Below are 14,385 nucleotides of genomic sequence, written 5' to 3' on the forward strand. Positions count from 1 at the left end.
ACTCCCCTACAGCGTCTCGGGTGCGAGCGAGACGATCTTCATGTACTTGCGATCGCGCAGCTCGCGGGCCACGGGCCCGAAGATGCGCGTGCCCTTGGGCTCGCCGTCCTTGTTGACCAGCACGCAGGCGTTCTGGTCGAAGCGGATGTAGCTGCCATCCTTGCGGCGCTGCTCCTTGACGGTGCGCACGATCACGCAACGGACGATCTCGCCCCTCTTGACGCCACCGCCGGGAGTCGCCTCCTGTACGGCCGCCATGACGACGTCGCCCAGGCCAGCGTAGCGGCGCTTGGAGCCACCAAGGACCTTGATGCACTTCACACGCTTGGCGCCGCTGTTATCAGCGACGTTGAGCATGGTCTCCATCTGAATCATTGCGGTTTCCTTCGAACTCTCTCCCCCAAAGAGGTGCGGCCACGCGAGCGCCGCACGTTATGGGAGGGCATGGATGGGTCGTTACTTGGCGCGCTCCACGATCTCCTCGACGCGCCAACGCTTGGTCTTGGAGAGGGGACGGGTCTCCATGACGCGCACGGTGTCGCCGAGGCCACACTCGTTCCTCTCGTCATGGCAGTGGAGCTTCTTGCGTACGGTCATCATCTTACCGTACTTGGGGTGATGCTTGCGGTACGTGACCTGCACCGTGACGGTCTTGTCGCCGGAAAGTGAGATGACCTCACCGGTGCGGACATGACGTGCGTTCCTGCCTTCGGTTTCTGCCATTTCTCATCTCTCCTGCTACTTCTCAGCAGCGGACTGCTCCGCTGCAATCTGACGAGCACGCATCTCGGTCTGGACGCGGGCGATGTCACGCTTGACGATGGTCACGCGTGCGGTGTTGTCCAGTTGGCTGGTTGCCATCTGGAAACGGAGGTTGAAGAGCTCCGCGCGACCATCCTCGAGCTTCTGGGCGAGCTCCTCGTCGGAGAGCTCCTGGACGTCCCTGTACTTCATCTACTTTGCCTCCACGTCCTGATCGGCGCGGGTAATGATCTTGGTCTTGATGGGAAGCTTGTGCTGCGCCAGGCGCAGGGCCTCCCTGGCAGTCGCCTCGTCGATCTCGCCAATCTCGAACATGACGCGACCGGGCTTGACGACGGCCACCCACTCCTCGGGGTTGCCCTTGCCCTTGCCCATGCGGGTCTCGGCGGGCTTCTTGGAGACGGGCTTGTCCGGGAAGATGGTGATCCATACCTTGCCGCCACGCTTCATCTGGCGGGTCATGGCGACACGGGCGGCCTCGATCTGACGGTTGCTGATCCAATGGGCCTCGAGGGCCTGGATGCCCCACTGGCCAAAGTGCAGCTCGGTGTTGCCCTTGGCCTGGCCCTTCATGGAGCCACGCTGCACCTTACGGTGCAGGACACGCTTGGGAGCTAGCATTAGCGGCCCCTCCTCTCGTTGCGGGAGCGACGGGGACGGCTGGAGCCCTCGAGCTCGGGATGCAGCGCAGGCTGTCCCTTGAGCTGCTCGCCCACATAGATCCACACCTTGACGCCACAGGCACCCATGGTCGTGCGGGCAGTTGCCTCGCCAAAGCCGATCTTGGCGCGCAGGGTGTGCAGGGGCACGCGGCCCTCGCGGTACCACTCGCGACGGCCCATCTCGGCGCCGTTGAGGCGGCCGGAGCACTGGATGCGGATGCCGAGGGCGCCCGCCTTGCGCGCGGACTGGACGGCCTTGCGCATGGCGCGACGGAAGGCCACACGGCCCTCGAGCTGCTCGGCGATCGACCTGGCGACGAGCTGGGCGTCGATCTCGGGGCGCTTGACCTCGATGACGTCCACGTTCACATGGCCCTTCTCCACGCCGGTGAGCTTCTCGAGTTGGGAGCGCAGGACGTCGATCTCGGCGCCCTTCTTGCCGATCACGATGCCCGGACGGGCGGTGTAGATGGTGATCCTGAGCTTGTCGCCGGCGCGGTCGATCTCGACGCGGGAGAGCGCGGCGGAAGCGAGGCGCCTCTCAAGGAACGTGCGAATCTCGAGGTCGGAACCGAGCGTCTTGGCATAGTTCTTCTTATCGGCGTACCAACGGGAACGCCACTGCTCGGTGACACCGAGGCGGAAGCCGGTAGGCTGTACCTTCTGACCCATGCTTTCCCTACGCCTCCTTTCCAGGTGCGACGACGACGGTGATGTGGCTCGTGCGCTTGTTGATGCGCGAGGCGGAACCCTTGGCACGCGGACGGATGCGCTTGAGCGTGGGGCCCTCGTCGACAGAGGCGCGCTTGATGACCAGGTTCCTGCCGCGCAGGCCGTTGTTGTTCTCGGCGTTGGCGACGGCGGAGTTGATGGCCTTGGCCACGGGCTCGGCGGCGGCACGCGTGGAGAACTGTAGCGCCTCGAGCGCCTGCTCGACGCCCTTGCCACGAACCATGTCCACGACCATGCGAACCTTGCGGGGAGCCATGCGCACGTACCTCGCGACGGCCCTCACCTCGTTGGAGGAGGTGTTGTCTGCCATGTCTCAGTGCCCCCTAATCCTGCTTGTGGCCACGGAAGGTGCGGGTCTGGGAGAACTCACCCAGCTTGTGGCCGACCATGGACTCGGTGATGTACACGGGTACGTGCTTGCGACCATCGTGGACGGCAATCGTGTGACCCACCATCTCGGGGAAGATGGTGGAGGCACGCGACCAGGTCTTGATGACCTCCTTCTTGCCGGACTCGTTCATGGCAGTGACGCGCGCAAGGAGGCGAGTCTCCACGAACGGACCCTTCTTGAGACTTCTGCTCATGCTTTCGATCTCCTAAGGCTCGTGTGCTACTTGGAACGACGACGACGGATGATGAGGTGGTTGCTGGCCTTCTTGGGGTCGCGCGTCTTCTTGCCCTTGGTGGGGACGCCCCATGGGGTGACGGACGGACGGCCGGACGTGTGGTTCTTGCCCTCGCCGCCGCCATGCGGGTGATCGACCGGGTTCATGACCGTACCACGGACGGTGGGGCGGACGCCCTTCCAGCGGTTGCGCCCGGCCTTGCCGATCACGATGTTGGAGTGCTCGGCATTGCCGACCTCGCCGATGGTCGCGCGGCAGGTGAGCAGCACGCGACGCAGCTCGGAGGAGGGCATGCGGAGCACGGCGTAGCCGTTGTCCTTGCCCATGAGCTGGATGGAGGTGCCGGCTGCGCGCGCCATGGCGGCACCCTTGCCCGGCTGGAACTCCACGGCGTGGATGAGCGTGCCCACGGGAATCTCGGAGAGGGGCATGGCGTTGCCGGGCTTGATGTCGACGTCGCTGGTGCCCGAGAGCACGGTGTCGCCCACCCTGAGACCCTCGGGTGCCAGGATGTAGGCCTTGGCGCCGTCAACGTAGTGCAGAAGCGCGATGAGGGCGGACCTGTTGGGATCGTACTCGATGGTGGCCACCTTGGCGGGCACGCCGTCCTTGTTGCGCTTGAAGTCGATCCTGCGGTACTTGCGCTTGGTGCCACCGCCCTGGTGGCGGGTGGTGATGTGGCCATTGTTGTTACGGCCGGCCTTCTTGTTCAGCGGCCCGAGAAGCGACTTCTCGGGCGTGCTGGTGGTGACCTCCGCAAAGTCGGAGACCGTCTGCCAACGACGACCAGCGCTCGTGGGCTTGAGGTGCCTTACTGCCATTACTCGCTCCCTTTCTTCCGTTGGCCGTCACGTCCAGGGAGTTGCGTGACGACACCGGATTACCACGGTACCGCGCGTATCCATCATGCGCGGCATGCAAGCCCGCAGGCACGGGGCCTGCGGGCGGATTGCCAGCTAGTCCTTCTGGGACTGGTTGTTGGCGAAGACCTCGATCTGCTCACCGTCGGCGATGGTGACGATGGCCTTCTTCCAGGTTCGGGTCTTGCCGGCGACGTAGCGCACGCGCTTGGTCTTGGGCTTCACCCACATGGTGTTGACCTTCTTCACGTGGACGTCGAAGAGCCTCTCGACGGCATCCGCGATCTCCTCCTTGGGAGCGGTGCGGGCGACCTCGAAGCTGTACTTGTTCAGGGACATCTGGTCGAAGGAACGCTCGGTGACGATCGGGCGGATGATGACCTCGTACGGGGAGTTCATTTAAGCGAGCACCTCCTCAAGCTGCTTGGCGACGGCGGTGGTCATGACGAGCGCACCGTTGTCGAGGAGGACACGGGTGTTGGCCTCGGAGGTGCCATAGACGACGACCTTGGGGAGGTTGCGGAAGGACAGGTAGGTGATGACGTCGTCATCGTCCACGACGAGGGTGACGCGCTTGCCCTCGAGCCCGAGCGCCTCGATGACGGCGGCAGCCTGCTTGGTGGACGGCCTCTCGAAGGAGAGGTCGTCGACGAGCACGAGCTCGGCGTCGGCGACCTTGCCGGAGAGGGCGGACCTCATGGCCAGCTTCTTCATCTTGTTGTTGGCGCGCTTGGTGTGCAGGTGTGGGGTGGGGCCGAAGGCGACGCCGCCGCCCGCCCACTGCGGGGCGCGGATGGTGCCCTGGCGGGCGCGGCCGGTGCCCTTCTGGCGCCAGGGCTTCGCGCCGCCACCAGAGACGGCAGAGCGGTTCTTGGTGGAGTGGGTGCCCTGGCGCAGCGACGCCTCATAGGCGACGACGACCTGGTGCATCACCGGGACGTTCGGCTCGATGCCGAAGACGCTGTCGGAGAGCTCGACCGTGTCGGTCGCCTTCCCCTGCGCGTTCCTTACTTCGATCTTGGACATGCTGTTCTCCTTGGTAACCTAGGGTCTACGTGACGTGGGCCCTTAGGCCATGCGGACCTGGACGAGGGCGTTCTTGCCACCAGGAACGGCACCCTTGATGAGCATGAGGTTCTGCTCGGCGTCGACGCGAACGAGCTTGAGGTTCTTGACGGTGACGCGCTTGTCGCCCATGTGGCCGGCCATGTGCAGGCCCTTGCGGACGCGGGCGGGGTAGGCGCACTGGCCGATGGAGCCAGGCTTGCGCTGGTTGCGGCTACCGTGGGTCATGGGACCGCGAGAGAAGTTCCAACGCTTGATGGTGCCCTGGAAGCCCTTGCCCTTGGAGGTGCCGATGACATCGACGGCCTTGATGTCGACAAAGTCCTCGACCGTGACCTTGTCGCCGCACTCGTACTCCTCACCGGGGGCAACGCGCACCTCGCGGAGGTAGCGCATGGGCTCGACGCCGTGTGCGTCAAAGTGACCTTGGGCGGGCTTGTTGACATGCTTGGGCTTGATGTCTCCGAAGCCGATCTGGACGGCGTCGTAGCCGTCGGTCGCCTTCGTCTTCACCTGCGAGACGGTACAGGGGCCAGCCTGGATGACGGTGACGGGAACGACGTTGTCGTCCTCATCCCACACCTGCGTCATTCCGAGCTTGCGGCCAAGGATGGTGCTGACCATGCTCATTCCTTACCTTCGGTGGTCATGGGACCTGTGGGACAGCTCCTCTGCCCTCCCCAGCGGACCACATCCTGTGTTGCTACGCCGCAGGTAGATGTCCTCGACACAGAACGACCCCCCTGAGTGCAGCTCGTTTAGTGTACATGCTCGCACGCTCGTTCACAATCTCTGCGCACAACTTTTTTGGCGTTCTAGCTGCAGCTTGAGTATCCACGGCGTCGGGCGTCTCCCTGGCCGCACGCGGGGGAGGCGCACGGGAACTGCGTGAGGCGGCCAGGCCTCGTCAGGCGCGCGATGCACGTATCGAGGTGCCGTTGGAGCGTTTTGGGCTGAAGTGCGTGATGGCCTTGGGGCCAAGGGGCCAAAATGGGCGATTCCATCGTCTTGGGATCCCGTCGGAGGCTGTAGCGGCGTCCATGTAGGTACATAACCGCACATGATGGATGCATTTGGATGGGGTCTCGGCGTAACCCATCACGCACTTCAGCCCAAAACGCTCCACTGCGGCACAAGATCGAAGGCCCCGTATGGCAGGAGGGCCCACATCCCTGTGGGCCCTCCCTGCGGCACGTCAGCCCCGCGCTCGTGCCTGTCTGTGCCCGTTACTGCTCGCGCCTGCGCAGGAGAGCCGCAAGGGCGATGCAACCGGTGGCTGCCAGGGCGGCAATGGCCGCGATGGTCATGATGCGGCCGGAGTCATCACTCGTCTGGGGCAGGTTGTCGCTCGGCCGTCCCGACGCGGGGGAAACGGGCGCGTTGGGCGTATGGGCGTTGGTGATCGTGAAGCCCGTCGTCGCATCGCCCGAGACGGTGGCCGTGTAGCCCTCGGGCGTGCCCACTTCCTGGACGGTGTAGGCGATGTCGCTGCCGTCCTCCTTCTGGAGCAGGTCCGTCCAGGTATGGGTCCACTGGTTGTCGGCACCCAACGTGACGGGGTCGCCCACGGGCTGTCCGTTGGCGTACAGCTGGACCAAGACGGAATCCGGACGGATGCCATCCTGGTCGTTCGCGTCATCCCAGGCCTTCGTGACCGTAACGGACGTCCTGATGGGCCTGTCAACGACGGTCTGCACGGCCGCGCCGGTGCCGTCCACCGTGAGCGTATATTCCTGGTCGTTCAGCTCGTAGCCCGCGGGAGCGATCTTCTCCCTGACCGTGTACGTGCCCTGCCTGAGGGCGCCCGAGGTCACCGTGCCATCCGCGCCCGTCGTGAGGTCGAAGGTCGACCCATCGGGAGACGTCACCGTGAACACAGCGCCAGCCAGCGGCGTCGTGCCATCCTCATCCACCTTGGTGATCCTGATGACGCCGGTATGCTCCCCGTCACCCGTACCGCCTGAGGCCGCAAGATGGTGGGATGCGGTGGACGTGTAGGTCCTGGTGCCGCCCGTGAGAGTCATCCTGTTGTGCAGCGTCATCCCCGGCGTATAGGTCGTGCTGTACTGCAGGAAGTAGGCGTCGCTGGTGTCCCCAAGGCTCAACGTGAACGACTTTCCGTCGGGCGCCATCTGCAGCATGCCATCGGCGACGAGCTCATCGGAGGTCCAGCTCTGCAGGGTGTCCGTGACGTCACCGTACTGTGAGTAGTTGACCTTCCTGAGGGAGAAGCTGTCGGCAACGTACGTCTGGTTCTGGTCGTCAAGTGAGTCGGTGATGGTGCCATTCTCCAGAGGGGACTTGCTCAGGTTGATGCGCGCCTGCCACGTTGCCTGGTTGGGGTTGTCCGTGGAGTCGACGCCCCACTTGGCCAGGTGCTCCTCCGTGATCGGCTGGGACCCGGTGACGACGACGCCCGTCTGGGCCGTCGTGGAGTGACCCGAGACCTCCCCATTGACCGTCACCGTAAAGGTGTTGGGGCTGTCCATCTTGACCTTGGTCTCATCAAAGCGGGAGGCCAGGTGCATGGTGCCCTTGACGTTGTACCTGTTCTCCACCGCATCGGAGAAGACGACGTGCACCGTGCCGCCCGTGTCACCCGCACCTGGATCGACCGTGGCATGGGCCACGACGTTGCCCTGCGTGTCCGTGAGGTCGAATTCGCGCGCCGTCGTGTCGGACGGGAACCTCATGTTGTCGGGCAGGGTGACGTCGAAGTAGTCGCCCGCATGGACGTCCGTGCCGTGGCTACTGGCATCCCAGTCCATTGCCAGGTAGAACGTGCTCGTGTGAAAGACCGAATCCACGTCCTGGTGTTCCAGGTTCTGGATCTTGAGACTCGTGATCGTGGTGTCAACCACCTTGCCCGCCGCATGGGCGGGGATAGGCATGAGCACCCCCATGCCCAGCGCAAACACGAGCACCGTCAGGAGGCGCAGTCCCCATCTTACCATTCTTCCTCTTCCTTTCCCGGAAACAGGCCCAACGCACAGTCAATGACAGCGAGCCACCAGCTCCCGCAATGACCCGTCGTGGCGACACGGAGCATAGGATCAGTCCTCCCCACGAACAGACGCGAAATCCGCCGTGCCCAGCTCACACACGCGAACCACCTGCACTTCCCTTCACATCTCCATATAAGGACAAGCGCAGACGTCTAGCAGTCAAGACCCTATCCATAGCTTTGTGTCAGCTTCGATGACACTGTCCTCTTACTGAAATAGAACATAGTGTTCCATCAAACTCCAGGTCAATGGATGTTGCTGGGAAGACATAATTATCACTAAGCAACCATCAACCTCAATTGGCTATCAGCTTTCTGCTTCTCAGTTGTTCATGGGAACCGCACTGATGCCATAGGTGTGGCCGTCGGAGCAAGAAAAGGGTCGAGCAGCTCTGCTCGACCCTCTATCGACCGACCCTGTTGCGATCGTCTGGGACGTTACTGGTGACGCGCCGCGCGCTCCCGACGTCTCCGGGATATACCCAGCACGAGCGCGATGGCACCGACGACGCAGATGCCCAGGCTCAGCTGAATCAACCCCCACATCGCATCATTCGTCTGGGGAAGCCTGAGGCCTAGGATCGTGGGGCCTGCCGGGGGATTGCTCTGCGGCGTCTCCCCGCCCACGAACGAGTGGTCGAAGGCAACGCCATCGAGCTTATCGCCCGAGGACAGGTTCTTGACCGTCACCCAGCCCAGCTTGAGACCACCCGCGTCATCGTTCTCTATGGCGACCTTGATCTCCCACACGGTTCCGTCGACCGTCATGCCGGGCGTCGCGGAGGCGTCGGTCACACAGCGAAGCTGGTAGGTATACACGCCAACGCGCGAAAACGCGAGGTCGCCGGTGGGCGTCGCGGTGCCTGCGGAGAGCGTGATCTCATATGATGCGTCACCATCCATGGTGAACGCATAGGTGTCCCCCTGCGCGCCGCTGGGCAGGGGAGCCGTCGCGTCCATGCGCCTGAGCTCATAGTCAAAGGAGGTGTCCAATCCCGCAGGAATGGCACCAGTCTTCGATAGGCTCTGTGTCACCTCAATGGTGCGTGGTTCAGAGGATGCATCGGTGGCCGCCCATGCACGGGAGGGGGCGCAGTGCAGCGCAAGCATGAACGTGAACGCAAGGGTCCCAAGTATCGCAAGAACCTCGTCCCGCGCGCGTAGCTGTCTCGTTGTCGTGCCCATGACGCCTTACTCCTTCGAATCACTGTCCGTGGCCTTGGCTCGCCTGCGCGAGGGTGCTCCGACAACCCAGGCGATCAGCAAGAATATCAGCAGCCCAATGCCAATCCGTGCCCACAGAGCCAGACCCTTCCTCCCTGTGTCTGACAGCGAACGATCGACTGCCTGCTGAGCATAGGGATTGTCATACGTCTGATCGGTAATGCGACCGACCACGACATGCCGTTGGTTCGTCCCTGAGCCACATGTCGAAAGAACGAGCATGTGGTCACTTGCCTGCAGGCCATCGTCCACCCACTGCGTCGCATGTTCCTTGAGATAGGCAAGGAATTCTCCCGTGGAGGGGGATGAACCCACAGTCGTGCTGTACACCACCTCATCGTGGGCATCCACCAGCAGATACGCGCACACCTCAACGCCATGGCCCATGCCACTGAAGTAGATGTTGCCGTACCGGTGCTGCTGAAAGAAGTCAGCGTCCCCATATTTGTCAAGATCGCCAAACATGAGGGAGTTCTCCATGTGGTGGCCGAAGATGACCGTACTTGCATCCGAGAAGTCCCGCGCGTTGCGCCAGTCCAGGAACAGGGATCCGGAGAGGGCAAACTCACCCTTAGGGTTGGTGTTGAGATACCCCTCGTTATCCTTGCCTTGGACGAGCGGGTAGTCGACCCCCGTGCCATAGAGCGTGAGCCATCCGACCACATCAGGGTTCATGGCCTGAAGCTCCGCAAAGCTCGGATCGTCATCGGATGAGGGTCGATATGAGGCAAAGGTCTCCTCCCCCGCCTGATCCTCCACGCGATTGTTGTCAAGTACCGAATAGGCCGTAAAGAGAACCACGAGCAACAGCACGGAAAGGACTATTCCGTCGACCAGCCAGTTTGTGAGCCGGATGGCCCCCTTGGCCAGCCGACGGAATAGCGCGTGCTGCATTTACCTCTCGAGCTTCCTCTTGGCGGTGCCGTAGAGGACCATGCCCGCGACGGCAACCGCTCCCATCAGGACGAAGGGAAGGTTGTTGACGATGAGGCCGGTGGGGGTGATGTCCTGGTACTTGTTGGTCATCGTGCCGGTGTTGGTCTTCTCGCCGACGAGCACGCCCTGCTGCGTCGTGACGTTGTTGCCGTTGGCGACGGCGGCATAGGACTGCGTGTAGCCGTCGACGGAGGCCTCGGAGATCTCGTACTTGGTGCCAACGAGGAGATTGGCGAAGGTGACGCCCTGGGCATCGGCAGCGGTGAACGTGATGGTGCGGCTCGTGGCGCCAGCGGCGACCGTGCCCGCATCGGTGATGGTGGCACCGCCCTTGACGACGGGGTTGATGGCGTTCAGGACGTCAGCGGCCGTCTTGCCGGCAGGCAGGACAGAGGGAGCCGTGAAGGTGACGGTGAACGCAAACTGCTTGCTCTTGTCGCCCTGGGCACCCGTGACCGTCTTCGTGACCACAAGGTTCGTGTTGGGATGGTTGGGGTTGTCGGGGTTGTCGGGGTTGTCGGGGTTGGGGTTGTCCGGCTGGTCGTTCGTGTTCTCGGTGTACTTGTTCTGGTCGAACGGGATCGTGTCACCGGAAACCTTGTCGTCGTTGGTGGTCGTGGCCACATCGCCCTTGGCAACGACGACGGCACCGAACTGGAAGCCACCACCGTCCTTGGGCACGACGGTCGCGATCAGCGTATAGGTCTGGCCATCAAACTGGAACTCGCCATTGGAGGGGCCATTGGTGACGCTTTGGTTCTCCTTGATGGTCCAGGCGTACACGCCGGCGTGCGTGAAGTTGCTCGCGTCGGTGGCGCCACCAAACTTGATGGCACCCGTGCCCGTGTTGTTGGCCGTACTCGTCGCATCGCTGAGCGTGATGTCCTCAACGGTGGCGGCCGGACCGTCGGTGTAGGTCTGCTCGCTGCCGTTGCCCGTGCTTAGGGCCTTGGGCGTGATGGTGTAGCTGAACGTGGCGGTAACCGTGGACCCCTCGTTCATCTGGAGGGTCTTCCGTACCTGGGGCACCTTGGCGGCATCCGCCGCAAACGCCGGGCTCGCAAACCCAAATGCCGCAGCCGCAAGTGCCATGACAAGCGCCAGCGCGGTCCACCTTCTGCTCTTTCTCATACGTACACGTCCTTTCGCTTGTGCGCGTTCCCGCGCCCTACCTACCATATGTAAGCGGATGTCAGAAGTTCCTTCTTCTCACAACCGTCATTACCTTGCCTTCGGTTCCCGATTCAATGTCCACCGGACCGTACAGCCTGCTGTCCTTCGACCCGGTGCGGTTATCGCCCATGACGAACACCTGGCCCTCGCCTACGGTTATGGGATACGAGATCCCTGCCGTGAAGGGCAGCGTCTCCGCATAGATGCGGTCCTCGCTCTGGTGGTATCCGTTCACCACCAGCCCGTCACTCGTGAAGTCGACCGTGTCCCCCGCAACCGCAATGACCCTCCTCAGCTCCTTCGTGCCCCCATCGTCCACCACGATCACATCACCTGCCGCATACTCCTTCTGCAGCCGGTAGTAGACGATGAGGTCCCCCTCTCGAAGCGCGGGATCCATGCTCCCATCAGGCTGCTGGACCATGCCAAAGAGGAACACGAAGACCATTGCGACGAACCCAAGCACAAACGCGACCTTGAGAACAAGGAGCACGAGCTCCGCGACAAGGGAGGGTTCGTGCGCAGGGGCGTCAGCCTCACCGGTAGCGCCCCTCGCTGGCGAGGCCGCATCCATCACATGCCGAGGCATCACTCCCCTCGCCTGAACTTGAACCGGAACCTTGTACCAGCAACGCTCAGGGCTGCCAGAATGGCACCAGCCCCAATGAGCAAGGGTGCATGGGAGCCGCCCACCGAGCCAACGAGGCCGGTGATTGGCACGTCCTGCTTGCTGTTCGTGAAGCTCACCGTCGTGTCGCCCGCGAGCGAGAAGCTCGACTCAACGCCCGTGCCATCGGTCGCGGTGCCATTGTCAACGGTATAGCTGGCGGAATAGCCATCGGCGTTGGTCTCCTTGATGGTGACGTGGTCGCCAGGCAGCAGTACCTTCCCGTCATCGGGGGCAATGCCCTCCTGCTCGCCATCCGCAAGCGATGCCGTCCTCTCGAGGATGGTCTCACCGCCACGTGTGACCGTCACGTCAAAGTCGAACTTCTTGGTCCTGTCTGACAGATCACCCGTCACGCCCTTCTTGACGGTCAGGGAGGGTATCTCGCGATTCGAGACGATGACCGGCGTGTCAGGATCATCGTGCCGAATCGCGAAGGTGTTGGTGTCCTGCCCATACACGGTGACGGTGGTGCTGTAGTCGCCTGCGCTCGTGCCCGACGGATACCCGGTCTCCGCAACCGTATAGGTGTCCTCGAGACGCAGGTTGGTCATGACCTTGCGCTCTCCGGGCCTCAGGTCATACGTCTGGTCATATCCGTTGCTGCTGGTGACGTGAATGGCATAGGTCTGGCTGGGATCATCACTCGTCACCTCGTTGCCCTGCTTGTCATAGAGCCTCTTCTCCACGACGAGCAGCGTGGGATTGACCTGAGGGATGGGGAACGGGGAATCTTGGCGGTGCCCCGTCGTATCGATATAGCTAAGCCTGGCGTCGCCATTGGTGGCATACATGCCATCGGTGGGACTGGCATCCAATATGCTGTCATCGACCTCGACGCGATAGTGCAGCTCGGCATACTTGACGTCGGGATGACTCGCGTCGATGGGTGTCGTGAGCGTGCCGAGGTCGTCCCAGTGCAGCCTCTTCTCGTTCGCATCGTAGCTTGCCGTACCCTGCGTGGCGGTGATGTCCGCGATGCTGCCGCCCGGGACGCTGAAGCCCGTCCCCAGGGGATCCGTCACCGATGCATCCTGCACCGCATCATTGATCCTACCGGCGATATCCTGATAAATCTGACTCAGGTCGGAAGGGCTTGCGGTGTAGCTGTGATTCGGGGTGGCAATGTCCTGGAGGATCCCCGTCCCCCTGGGGCCGGCCTCCAGGGCGATCGTCCACATGGTGGACCCGTCGTCCTTGGCAAAGCCAGACTCGGCTATCGCGCTGTTGCCATTGTTGTAGCGTGCCTCACGTCCTCTGTACCAGCCATACTGCTGTGTCAAGGTACCACCGTTGCCCACTCTTGACGTGTGGTCGAACTGTCCTTCTGGCACCGCCGTAGAGGTCTCGTAGTGCCCGCCGACGGCAGTCAGGTAGTCGTTTGGGCTAAGGATCCCATAGCTGTACGTCGGCTCGCCGTCGGACAGCAGCACGATGTTCTTGATATGTAGCGTGCCTCACGTCCTCTGTACCAGCCATACTGCTGTGTCAAGGTACCACCGTTGCCCACTCTTGACGTGTGGTCGAACTGTCCTTCTGGCACCGCCGTAGAGGTCTCGTAGTGCCCGCCGACGGCAGTCAGGTAGTCGTTTGGGCTAAGGATCCCATAGCTGTACGTCGGCTCGCCGTCGGACAGCAGCACGATGTTCTTGATATCAGCCGTCGAGCTGGCAAGCAGCTGCCTCGCCCGGTAGATACCCGCCTGGGTAAAGGTGCCGCCGTTGGCGCGGAGGCCATTGATGGCCCTCTTGAGGGCGGCGGCGTCATTCGTCAGCTCCTGGTTGGTCTTGACAACGGAGTCGTAGGAGACCACCGCAATGTGCGTGTTGCTGCCACCACCGTTGGACAGCAGCGTGTCGACGAAGCTGTTGGCCGCCTCCCGTGCCTCCTCGATACGATAGTTGTCCCGCATGCTGCCCGAGGTGTCGATGACGAGGACGATGTCACTCGTCTTCCTCGAGTCCTTGCCCTCCACGCGCAGGGTCACGTCCCATGTGTTGACCATACCCGGAACTGGCGTGGCCGTCTTGAAGAGCATGACCTCGCCCGGGCTCTGGGGATGGTCGGTCCCTATGGTGGGACCTGTTGGCGAGTTGCCTCTCATAAGCTGGGCGTTCAGGCGGTTGCGCAAGCCATTGCCGGTGCCAAAGCCAGGCGCGGTGGGTGCACTGTAGTTGTCCGGAAGCCCTGTGGACGATTCGGGACCCGTGAGGTGGTCGAGGTTCTCCCCCTTCGTGGGATCGGAATCATCGACCGTACCCCGTCCGTCAGCGGTGTCAGTCCCCTTGGCGTCGGCATTGGTCCCATCCGCGGCCACGGCCTTGAAGTTCGCGACATACGCGGCCGTCTTCTTGGGAGGTGTGAAGGTAGCGTCGGTGCTCACCTCCTTGCCATCGCACGTCCAGTCAACGAATGCGTAGCCATCGGAGGGCCTGGCGGTAACCGCAGCCACATCGCTGGCATCTCCAACGGCAAATGTCTGAGTCAGGGCGTCCTGTGGATCCAGCGTGCCGCCCTCGCCAGCCGTAAACGTGATGGTCACTGTTCCCGACGTGGCATCCTCAGCATACGTCCTCACGGTGGCACCACGTGCCATCGCGAAGCATGCCACGAGAACGATCGCGGTCAGAGTTATCCAGACCTTGGCAAACCTCTTTCTCATCACTGCAACCTC

18 protein-coding genes are annotated in these 14,385 nt (G+C 62.7%); all 18 read right to left on the minus strand.

The genetic code is table 11. The features are described 5' to 3' along the window. Positions 1–6 precede the first annotated feature (6 nt). A complete protein-coding gene (rplN, locus tag J2S71_RS01870) occupies positions 7–375 on the minus strand; it encodes a 50S ribosomal protein L14 (protein ID WP_021727158.1) in 369 nt (122 codons plus the stop codon). Between the two features lie 81 nt (positions 376–456). Continuing rightward, positions 457–723: a 30S ribosomal protein S17 gene (rpsQ, locus tag J2S71_RS01875; RefSeq protein WP_021727119.1), complete on the minus strand. Its 267-nt coding sequence runs from the start codon at positions 721–723 to the stop codon at positions 457–459. Between the two features lie 15 nt (positions 724–738). Continuing rightward, on the minus strand, positions 739–954 hold the full coding sequence (gene rpmC, locus J2S71_RS01880) for a 50S ribosomal protein L29 (protein ID WP_021727132.1): 216 nt from the start codon (positions 952–954) through the stop codon (positions 739–741). Further along, a complete protein-coding gene (gene rplP, locus J2S71_RS01885; RefSeq protein WP_021727150.1) occupies positions 955–1,383 on the minus strand; it encodes a 50S ribosomal protein L16 in 429 nt (142 codons plus the stop codon). It lies immediately after the preceding gene. Next, complete coding sequence (gene rpsC / locus J2S71_RS01890; RefSeq protein WP_021727105.1) at positions 1,383–2,096, minus strand: 30S ribosomal protein S3; 714 nt, start codon at positions 2,094–2,096, stop codon at positions 1,383–1,385. Before rpsC ends, rplP begins: the two co-directional genes overlap by 1 nt. Before the next feature lie 7 nt (positions 2,097–2,103). Then, positions 2,104–2,466 (minus strand): 50S ribosomal protein L22, encoded by a 363-nt coding sequence (rplV, locus tag J2S71_RS01895; protein ID WP_307388429.1) that lies wholly within the window; start codon positions 2,464–2,466, stop codon positions 2,104–2,106. Positions 2,467–2,479: 13 nt separating this feature from the next. Further along, positions 2,480–2,740 carry a 30S ribosomal protein S19 gene (gene rpsS / locus J2S71_RS01900; protein WP_021727052.1) on the minus strand — a complete coding sequence of 87 codons (261 nt, stop codon included), beginning with the start codon at positions 2,738–2,740 and terminating at the stop codon, positions 2,480–2,482. 26 nt (positions 2,741–2,766) lie between these two features. After that, entirely contained in the window at positions 2,767–3,603 is an 837-nt protein-coding gene (gene rplB, locus J2S71_RS01905; RefSeq protein WP_021727124.1) for a 50S ribosomal protein L2, read from the minus strand. Between the two features lie 135 nt (positions 3,604–3,738). After that, a complete protein-coding gene (gene rplW, locus J2S71_RS01910; protein ID WP_307388433.1) occupies positions 3,739–4,041 on the minus strand; it encodes a 50S ribosomal protein L23 in 303 nt (100 codons plus the stop codon). Beyond that, positions 4,042–4,668, minus strand: coding sequence for a 50S ribosomal protein L4 (rplD, locus tag J2S71_RS01915; protein WP_307388435.1), 627 nt, complete (start codon positions 4,666–4,668; stop codon positions 4,042–4,044). Between the two features lie 42 nt (positions 4,669–4,710). Beyond that, complete coding sequence (rplC, locus tag J2S71_RS01920) at positions 4,711–5,331, minus strand: 50S ribosomal protein L3 (RefSeq protein WP_307388437.1); 621 nt, start codon at positions 5,329–5,331, stop codon at positions 4,711–4,713. A gap of 602 nt (positions 5,332–5,933) precedes the next feature. Further along, positions 5,934–7,661, minus strand: coding sequence for an Ig-like domain-containing protein (locus J2S71_RS01925; protein ID WP_307388439.1), 1,728 nt, complete (start codon positions 7,659–7,661; stop codon positions 5,934–5,936). Between the two features lie 488 nt (positions 7,662–8,149). Further along, on the minus strand, positions 8,150–8,896 hold the full coding sequence (locus J2S71_RS01930) for a Spy0128 family protein (RefSeq protein WP_307388441.1): 747 nt from the start codon (positions 8,894–8,896) through the stop codon (positions 8,150–8,152). A 6-nt stretch (positions 8,897–8,902) separates the two neighbouring features. Next, on the minus strand, positions 8,903–9,829 hold the full coding sequence (gene srtB, locus J2S71_RS01935) for a class B sortase (RefSeq protein WP_021727164.1): 927 nt from the start codon (positions 9,827–9,829) through the stop codon (positions 8,903–8,905). Beyond that, positions 9,830–11,002: a DUF7601 domain-containing protein gene (locus J2S71_RS01940; protein ID WP_021727091.1), complete on the minus strand. Its 1,173-nt coding sequence runs from the start codon at positions 11,000–11,002 to the stop codon at positions 9,830–9,832. A 61-nt stretch (positions 11,003–11,063) separates the two neighbouring features. After that, positions 11,064–11,633, minus strand: a complete 570-nt coding sequence (gene lepB, locus J2S71_RS01945; protein WP_307388444.1) for a signal peptidase I — start codon at positions 11,631–11,633, stop codon at positions 11,064–11,066. Then, positions 11,633–13,144: a DUF5979 domain-containing protein gene (locus tag J2S71_RS01950; protein ID WP_307388446.1), complete on the minus strand. Its 1,512-nt coding sequence runs from the start codon at positions 13,142–13,144 to the stop codon at positions 11,633–11,635. Before J2S71_RS01950 ends, lepB begins: the two co-directional genes overlap by 1 nt. Next, positions 13,081–14,373 (minus strand): VWA domain-containing protein, encoded by a 1,293-nt coding sequence (locus J2S71_RS01955; protein ID WP_307388448.1) that lies wholly within the window; start codon positions 14,371–14,373, stop codon positions 13,081–13,083. The genes J2S71_RS01950 and J2S71_RS01955 overlap by 64 nt, the downstream gene beginning before the upstream one ends. Positions 14,374–14,385 lie beyond the last annotated feature (12 nt).

Origin of the sequence: Olsenella profusa DSM 13989 (assembly GCF_030811115.1) — a bacterium.
Classification (GTDB): Bacteria; Actinomycetota; Coriobacteriia; order Coriobacteriales; family Atopobiaceae; genus Olsenella_F; species Olsenella_F profusa.

Bases quoted from the DNA above. Each gene is read 5' to 3' on its own strand.
- rpmC (WP_021727132.1), bottom strand. From the start codon at position 954: ATGAAGTACAGGGACGTCCAGGAGCTCTCCGACGAGGAGCTCGCCCAG.
- rpsC (WP_021727105.1), bottom strand. From the start codon at position 2,096: ATGGGTCAGAAGGTACAGCCTACCGGCTTCCGCCTCGGTGTCACCGAG.
- rplP (WP_021727150.1), bottom strand. From the start codon at position 1,383: ATGCTAGCTCCCAAGCGTGTCCTGCACCGTAAGGTGCAGCGTGGCTCC.
- srtB (WP_021727164.1), bottom strand. From the start codon at position 9,829: ATGCAGCACGCGCTATTCCGTCGGCTGGCCAAGGGGGCCATCCGGCTC.
- rpsS (WP_021727052.1), bottom strand. From the start codon at position 2,740: ATGAGCAGAAGTCTCAAGAAGGGTCCGTTCGTGGAGACTCGCCTCCTT.
- J2S71_RS01955 (WP_307388448.1), bottom strand. From the start codon at position 14,373: ATGAGAAAGAGGTTTGCCAAGGTCTGGATAACTCTGACCGCGATCGTT.
- rplW (WP_307388433.1), bottom strand. From the start codon at position 4,041: ATGAACTCCCCGTACGAGGTCATCATCCGCCCGATCGTCACCGAGCGT.
- rplV (WP_307388429.1), bottom strand. From the start codon at position 2,466: ATGGCAGACAACACCTCCTCCAACGAGGTGAGGGCCGTCGCGAGGTAC.
- J2S71_RS01940 (WP_021727091.1), bottom strand. From the start codon at position 11,002: ATGAGAAAGAGCAGAAGGTGGACCGCGCTGGCGCTTGTCATGGCACTT.
- rplD (WP_307388435.1), bottom strand. From the start codon at position 4,668: ATGTCCAAGATCGAAGTAAGGAACGCGCAGGGGAAGGCGACCGACACG.
- rplN (WP_021727158.1), bottom strand. From the start codon at position 375: ATGATTCAGATGGAGACCATGCTCAACGTCGCTGATAACAGCGGCGCC.
- rplB (WP_021727124.1), bottom strand. From the start codon at position 3,603: ATGGCAGTAAGGCACCTCAAGCCCACGAGCGCTGGTCGTCGTTGGCAG.
- J2S71_RS01925 (WP_307388439.1), bottom strand. From the start codon at position 7,661: ATGGTAAGATGGGGACTGCGCCTCCTGACGGTGCTCGTGTTTGCGCTG.
- J2S71_RS01930 (WP_307388441.1), bottom strand. From the start codon at position 8,896: ATGGGCACGACAACGAGACAGCTACGCGCGCGGGACGAGGTTCTTGCG.
- lepB (WP_307388444.1), bottom strand. From the start codon at position 11,633: ATGCCTCGGCATGTGATGGATGCGGCCTCGCCAGCGAGGGGCGCTACC.
- rpsQ (WP_021727119.1), bottom strand. From the start codon at position 723: ATGGCAGAAACCGAAGGCAGGAACGCACGTCATGTCCGCACCGGTGAG.
- rplC (WP_307388437.1), bottom strand. From the start codon at position 5,331: ATGGTCAGCACCATCCTTGGCCGCAAGCTCGGAATGACGCAGGTGTGG.